Raw genomic sequence first — 7,378 nt, 5'->3', positions numbered from 1 at the left:
AAATCGCCATCGGCAAACGATCGAGCGGTCTGTCGGAGGTGTTTGATGGGTTTGGCGATCGCCATCGCCAACAAAACTGCAATCAGCACATCCACCCCCAGGGCAAGCAATGCTAAGATAATTTGCACTCGAAAGCTCTGTCCGAGCAGAGCGTTCAAAGCCGTTTCTGGAGTTCCCCGTACGAGGACGGCAACGGGTTCCCCCACAAAATTACTCAAACTTCGGGCGGCAACGGTATAGGTACGATGTCCTGCTTTGAGCCGTCCCGTAACCGTCTGACCGGATGCAGTAACGGCCTGCGTTAGGAGTTCTCGCTTGTTGCCTTGCAAAACGGTTCCGAGATCGGCAACTTGCGGCTCGGTTTCCGATGTGGCGAGGACGAACTCTCCCGTAGGTTGGCGCAAGTAAATGGCACTGTAGCCGCCTCCTAAAGCGCCGATCGTCCGTCGCACGATCGGGCGCTTCCCATTGACGATATCCCCAGAGACTAACGCGCCGAGAACGGCTTGGGTTTGGGAATTGCGTACGGGGGTCACAGTATAGCGAATTAAGGCATCCCCACCGGAAAAATCTGGGGGTAGCGGTGGCTCTTCGATCGCAAGTTCGACCTGAGAAACCACCTCGCTGGTTTTAATTTGTTGGGGATGTTCGATCGCCTTGCTGACGAGATTGTTGGGGTCGAAGATTTGACCGGTACGATCGGTATTGGCATTGGCGATAATCCGCAAGTCTTTGCCCACCAGAGTTGCATATTCAATATTTCGGGCTGTGACTTCATTTTGGAGAATTTGCTTGACCCGATCGCGTAGTTCCGGCTCTAAAGGACGATCGTCGGTATGGGTTTGGGCGGCTGCGATGATGGCGGCATTATCCGATTGACCTCGGAAGCCAAATCCCATTTGATTAATTTTGATGTTGTAGTTAATTTGGGTCACTGCTAGCTCGGATTGAGCTTGGTGCAGGAGCATCCGGTGTCCTCCCAAAACCAGCAGGCACGCCCCAACACCCATCAAACCCACGATCGATAGAACTTCAGAGGTTAATAAGCCCAAGAGTTGCTTGCGCCGAATCGGTAGATTGTAGAACCACTGTAGTGCCAAGATTCGATGTGGGTCGGGCGAGTTTCTCCCAATAACATCTGATTTAAGACAATCGTCGTTCATGAGGGGTTAGGACTCCACTATTCCCAATTTAAGGGGTGGCTTTTTTACTTAATAGCAACGATCTCCACCAAATTCAGGATAATAAAAAAATTAATATGACAACAATCTAATTTTAAAAAATCTTCAAATTTAAAAAGTTTTTAAATAGCAAAATTAGATACAGATTTTTACAAGATTTTAGTATTTTAATTATGAAAAAACTTTAAGAAATAGAAATTTCCGACCGACTCGATCCAGAGCGAGCGAGAGTTGAGCCTATTCGATCTCCATCAAGACGAGTGTCTTTCGATCGAGTCTTCGTGATAGAGTGGACGGCGACAGCGCTGATTTCATCCACTTCTGGCAACAATCGTGTTCCGTAACTCCGTGCAAACCTGGCTGGTCGCACCTACAACCCATCGCAACCGGCACATCTACTGGTTTTGGTTTGCGGCTAGCGCGATCGTCGCCGGAACCTACGGTCTAGAGGTCTGGCAACAAGCCTTCAGCACTGAGTTTGTGGTATCGGACGATACCAGACAGCATGTTTTTTGGATGCAGCGATTTATCGACCCCGAACTTTTTCCAAACGATTCGATCGCCGACTATTTTCAATCGGTGGCGCCGAGAGGATATACCGAATTCTATCGTTTATTTGCAAAACTGGGAATCGACCCTTTATTGACGAGCAAACTGATTCCTCCCATTTTGGGACTGATATCAACAAGTTGCTGTTTTCTCCTATGTCTTGAAATTTTTCCCGTTCCCGCTGCCGGATTTTTGGCATCCGTACTTTTCACTCAAAATCTATGGATGCTCGATGTTTTATCTGCGGCGACTCCAAGAGCGTTTCTCAACCCTTTATTTCTAGCCTTTTTATATTATTTAATTCGACGGTCGCCATGGTGTTTCATCGCCCTTGCTGCCATCGGATTATTCTACCCTCAATATGTTCTCGTGAGCGTGGGAGTCCTCATTTTAACGCCCCTCAGCTTAGAAAAAGGGAGACTCAAAATCAGTCGCGATCGCCGAGAGTATTGGTTTTGCATTCTAGGTTCGATCGTGGCATTTCTCGTTCTTTTACCTTACGCTCTAAAAACATCAGACTTCGCCCCCACGATTACGGCCGCTGAAGCTCGACTGATGCCAGAGTTTCTGCCGGGTGGAAGAGTGCGATTTTTCTACGAAGACTTTGGTCGATATTGGTTAAATGGAGGACGAAGTGGCATTCAAATCCCCTTCGATCCGCCGCTGCTGGTTGCGGGAATGATTTTACCGGTGTTATTGCATTTTCCCGATCGATTTCCCTTAGTGGTTGCAGTGCGATCGCATCTCAAAATATTAGGTCATTTGACTCTATCGAGCTTAGGTCTTTTTTTTGTCGCTCATGCTTTATTATTCAAGCTACACTTACCCAGTCGATATACTCAGCATAGCTTGCGTGTTATTATGTCTCTCTCGGCCGCGATCGCGCTGATTATTTTGCTCGATTCAATATTTCGCTGGGCAACAGGTTTTCAACATTCTTCATTTTGGTTAAGATCGGAAGCTTTATCTCTGGGAGCTGTTGCAATTTTATTGGGCTATTTAATGCTTTACCCCACCTCTTTAAGCAATTTTCCCAAAACAAACTATCAGTTTGGTTCGACCCCAGAACTCTATCAATTTTTTGCACGGCAGCCTAAAGAGATTTCGATCGCCTCGATTTCTTCAGAAGCCAATAACCTCCCGACCTTTGCCCATCGATCGATTATATCCGGTCAAGAATACGCTATTCCCTATCATTTAGGGTACTATCGATCGTTTCAATCTGGAACAAGCGAATTGATTCAAGCTCAATACACTGAAAGTTTATTGGAACTTCAAAACTTCATCAAAACATACGAGATCGATTTTTGGTTGTTAGAAAACGAAACCTTAACGCTAGATTATATCGAAAAAAATGACTGGATGAAACAGTACTCCAAGGCAACCCAACAGGCTATAAAACTGCTCGAAGAAGGTCGCTCTCCCGCTTTTAAAAGCGTACTCGAACGATGTTCTAAATTTCAGCTCGATAGTTTTACTGTTGTACCAACGGAGTGTGTCTTAAATTTGAGTAGACTGGCTGTGGAGAGCGTACCGCCTTAAACACAGCAAACACAGCGAGATTGCCATTAAAGAGATAATCAAAGGGGAAATTCGCAAATTTAGGTCGATCGTAATATTGAGTACTCAAGTGAGTTTTCAGTAAGTATTGAGCTTAAAGTATTGAGCTTAAATCGATCTCAATTTCCTTAATCTCCTCTTTAAGGAGAAAGCTGAAAAAGTGCCTAACTCGCAAATAGCATAACTTGCGCACTTCTTCCTCCCCAAATAGGGGGACTATAAGAGGATCTCCAGAGGTCGCTGAATTTTTGTAGTATTCAACCTCACCCGATCGATTGTGGGATAAGGGTACATTTTCTAGGAAAAGTACCAGTCTCCGCGAGAATGAGACAGCACGGGTAAAACCTGAAGTCCAAACGATAATCTAAAAGGAATGCTAAAGTTTCTGTAGCTCGAGCGGATTTTGGTTGTCTATAACCGTAAAATGTTAAAACAATAGAGAACTCGTCGAGCGATATACTGCCTCGCTCGAAAAATTCGGGGCGAGTCAAAGTGGTTCTTAATGTGAATTGAATGTGAAGCTGCACGCCAGACAAAAATCGAACAACAAACCGAGTAGATATTTGAGTCGATCGTTAACTATATATTCGAGCTAATGTTTGTATTTTTTGGAAGTTATTTAGCCAGTTGTAGGTATTATGCCATCTCTTAAAGGTGTTGCGATTAAAGGAACTATTTGGACTTTTTTAGGATATGGAGCCAGTCAGTCTTTACGGTTAGCCAATAATTTAATCTTAACTCGATTATTGGCTCCCGATCTATTTGGATTGATGAGGCTCATTATGGCTTTAATTATGGGTCTGAATCTTTTTTCAGATATTGGCATCGCTCCGAGCATTATCCAAAATCCAAGAGGTGAAGAGCCTAAATTTTTCAATACAGCTTGGACGATCCAAGTTATTCGCGGTATTGGGCTTTGGTTATTGAGCTTGCTGTTGGCTTGGCCGATTGCCAAAGCTTACGAAAATGAGCAACTGCTTTGGTTAATTCCAATTGTCACCTTTAATACTCTTCTAACCGGATTCAACTCAACAGCATTAGCAACGCTCAGTCGTAGAATCGATATTGGGAAATTCACAATCTTTCAGCTTGGTGCTCAAGTTATTTCCCTCATTGCCATGATTGTCTGGGCACTCTTCAGTCCGACAATTTGGGCATTAGTGTTTGGTAGTTTTCTATCATCGGTTGTCAAGCTCGTCTGGAGCCATCGACTGAGCCCAGAAATCAAAAATCGTTTTCAGTGGGACCCAGCAGCGGCTCGAGAACTCTTTTCTTTTGGACGATGGATATTTTTCTCAACAGCATTAAGTTTTTTATCTTCTCAATTTGATAGCTTTATGTTTCCCAAGCTAACATCTTTTGAGATGTTAGGAATTTATACCGTTGCATTTACATTTGCAGATATTCCCCGCATGGTGATCGGAACTTTGAGTAATAAAGTTCTTTTCCCAATTATTTCTCGACGTGCCGATTTGCCACGTCCGGTCTTGAGAAATAAAATTCTAGCCAAACGTTGGATTCTACTTGTCGGTCTGATCGCTATTTTGACAATTCTTGCCAGTTTTGGAGACTTTATTGTTCTCCGTTTATACGATGACAGATACGCTCAAGCCTCTTGGATGTTACCACTACTGGCACTAGGCGTTTGGCCGGCAGTCTTGTTGAGAACCAACAGTCCCGCACTCATGGCGATTGGGAAATCCAATTATGCAGCCTTCGGGAACCTGTTTCGCTTCCTGTTCATGGCCGTTGGCTTACCACTCGGATTTTACTGGGGTGGACTTTTTGGAGTGGTGTTAGTGGTCACTCTCAACGATCTGCCTCCCTATCTTGTCTTGAATTACGGTCTAGAGCGAGAAGGTTTATCGGGAATCAAGCAAGATTTTCAAGCGACATTACTATTAATTGCCTCGATCGGTTTTATGGTTATGGGTCGGTATTTTCTAGGATGGGGAATTCCGACATTCAGCTACTTTTTCCCGTAAAGCCTCGCCAGTTTCGCTATGGCGACTCCACGAGATTGCCCGTAAAGCAATCTCCTTCGTTTGCATATTTCTAGGATCGATCGCCATTCTTCTCAATGACCATCGGTCTATCGCTGACTTCAAACTCGACCGTCAGGTGAGTTCTTCATCCCTAGGTAAGCTCGAATACATAAAAATTTGCGTTCGATCCACGGGTCTAAAATTCCGTCCTCTTTTTTCCCATTGCTCCAAAACCCTCCTAATTTATAAATTTCAACGCCCCACCGCTTATCTACTTGCTGACTCCTATCTTCTTTAGCGCTGCTTAAAATCTAACGGAGAACCGCTATAATATTGGAAATCTTTCAGTTGGGTGCAAATCGCTTGTTTGCGGGAGAAATACTTATAGGGTGGGAAAAGGATGTTATCGGTTTACCCTCGCATCAATAGTTTGCGATCGCCCGTTCTGGCAAATTTTAGCTCTAACATCTAAAAGATGTTAGAAGTCTAAGCAGTGAGGTGTGAGTTACTTAGATGTTTACTCCAAATTGATAGAAGAGTAGAGCTGTCGGTCATCAGACTTCGATCGAAATCCCCTTTTATTCAAAGTTTAAAGACTATAAAAGGAATAGGGGATCGAAAAGTATATTGGGTGCAACTCAGATTTAATTCTTGAAAAAGCGGGCAAAACTTGAATTTATAGATTCATTTCTTCTACGCTTTTTTCTTGTGAATTTGTAGTTCATTTATGTTCGTAACTTCTCTCGCAATTTTAGTTCACAAAAAACTAAAATTAATTTTTACAGGTAACTACGGTTCATATTTTTGAATTGTAATTTATCTATTTTGTTGACGTGAATTACCCTAATACTTTGAGACTCTTTATTCGCCAAAAAAATGTCATATCACTCAAGTAAAATTTTCATTAACGTGATGGAAGAATTAGTCATCGAAGAAGTCGATCGACGGCTAAAAATACTTTCTCCGAAATTAGCAAAGTATATCGATCGACTTCAAGTCTCCACCTACGCACTCAATCGCCTACCTCCCCTCTACGCTTCGAGTCAAGAAGGTGCGCGCTATCAAAAACAGCGAGGTCGGTACAAGCTATACGAGCAAGTGAGAACGGCTGTCGCGCAAGGATTGAATGCCGTACAATGCGATCCCCTCCGAGTCTCTACTCCCTTGACGGAAGACGCACAGTTCCCAGATCCGGCAGCCGATCGCGCTTTGCTCGAACTTCGCGCTATACTAGAGCGTCGGGATCTGACTTGGCAATCTGTCGTGCCGCTTGTCGCAAGAGCTGTGCAAAGTAATCCGTCTGACGGTGCAAGTTCTCATTCTGACCGACGCACACACAAAACCCACCTCTAAGACGGAAAATCGATCGCTTTCAATTCAGGCGATCTATTCGATTCGTTGAGGGATAAAATCAGGATGACAATAGTCGGGCTGCGATCGAATTATTTTTTCAATAAAGCAAGTTCTTTTTATCTGATTTTAAATCCGCTTTTTCTCCTAAAAGATAAGTATTTTATTCACAATTTGAGGTTAATATGAATCGCAATAAAAAACAAGGTTCTGACAGTACGATCGATATCGATCCCCTCACCTTTTTTGCCGTCGTCGCAGCGGTCATTTTCATTCCTTTATTTCTCGCCGGGTTTTCGGGTTAAGCTTCTTCTCGATAGCAGAGAATCGACACAACCTCTCGCGAATCTGTCGTTCGAGATCTTCTGATGAAAAGCCCGAAAATTGCCATCGATGCCAGTCACTTTAACGAGTTCGCATTCGATGGACTGAATCGATATATCGGCGAAATTTTACGTGCTGTCGATCGCCAATCGGAGGACTTTACCATCTATACCGCAGCCGATGGTGTTTCTTCTCGTTTTCCCCATCGACTTTGTAAAATTGCCAGCCGCACGATCTATCAAAATAATTTTCGAGGCAATTTTTCTCGCCTTCTTTGGCATCAGACCGCGTTTCCCCACAAGCTCGCGCGAGACGATATTTCTTTGGTTTATTCACCCGTTCCCGAGGGCATGTTATTTCCCACCTGTCCTCAAGTAATTACCATTCACGATCTGCTGCCATTATTTTTCCCCGAGACCTACCCTAGAG

The 7,378-nt window shown here is 43.9% G+C and carries 4 protein-coding genes and 1 pseudogene; 4 read left to right on the top strand and 1 reads right to left on the bottom strand.

Annotated elements, in window-relative coordinates; genetic code table 11:
- The coding region (locus IQ235_RS13765) for a cache domain-containing protein (protein WP_264322025.1) at positions 1-1,100 on the bottom strand (1,100 nt) is incomplete at its 3' end.
- Positions 1,101-1,514: 414 nt separating this feature from the next.
- On the opposite strand from IQ235_RS13765, the gene IQ235_RS13760 reads away from it, so the two are divergent.
- The 4 genes and pseudogenes from IQ235_RS13760 to IQ235_RS13745 all read left to right on the top strand — a co-directional run.
- Positions 1,515-3,272, top strand: coding sequence for a hypothetical protein (locus IQ235_RS13760; protein WP_264322024.1), 1,758 nt, complete (start codon positions 1,515-1,517; stop codon positions 3,270-3,272).
- A 656-nt stretch (positions 3,273-3,928) separates the two neighbouring features.
- Entirely contained in the window at positions 3,929-5,275 is a 1,347-nt protein-coding gene (locus IQ235_RS13755; protein ID WP_264322023.1) for an oligosaccharide flippase family protein, read from the top strand.
- Positions 5,276-6,151: 876 nt separating this feature from the next.
- Positions 6,152-6,628, top strand: coding sequence for a late competence development ComFB family protein (locus IQ235_RS13750; RefSeq protein ID WP_264322022.1), 477 nt, complete (start codon positions 6,152-6,154; stop codon positions 6,626-6,628).
- 365 nt (positions 6,629-6,993) lie between these two features.
- A pseudogene (locus IQ235_RS13745) lies at positions 6,994-7,378 on the top strand (hypothetical protein); the annotation flags it as partial.

The organism is Zarconia navalis LEGE 11467, from assembly GCF_015207075.1.
GTDB classification, from domain to species: domain Bacteria; phylum Cyanobacteriota; class Cyanobacteriia; order Cyanobacteriales; family Geitlerinemataceae; genus Zarconia; species Zarconia navalis.
The sequence above is the reverse complement of the archived record's forward strand: the minus strand, read 5'-3'. Positions and strand labels throughout refer to the sequence as shown.

Coding starts and splice junctions, on each gene's coding strand:
- IQ235_RS13750 (WP_264322022.1), top strand. CDS start 6,152: ATGTCATATCACTCAAGTAAAATTTTCATTAACGTGATGGAAGAATTA.
- IQ235_RS13755 (WP_264322023.1), top strand. CDS start 3,929: ATGCCATCTCTTAAAGGTGTTGCGATTAAAGGAACTATTTGGACTTTT.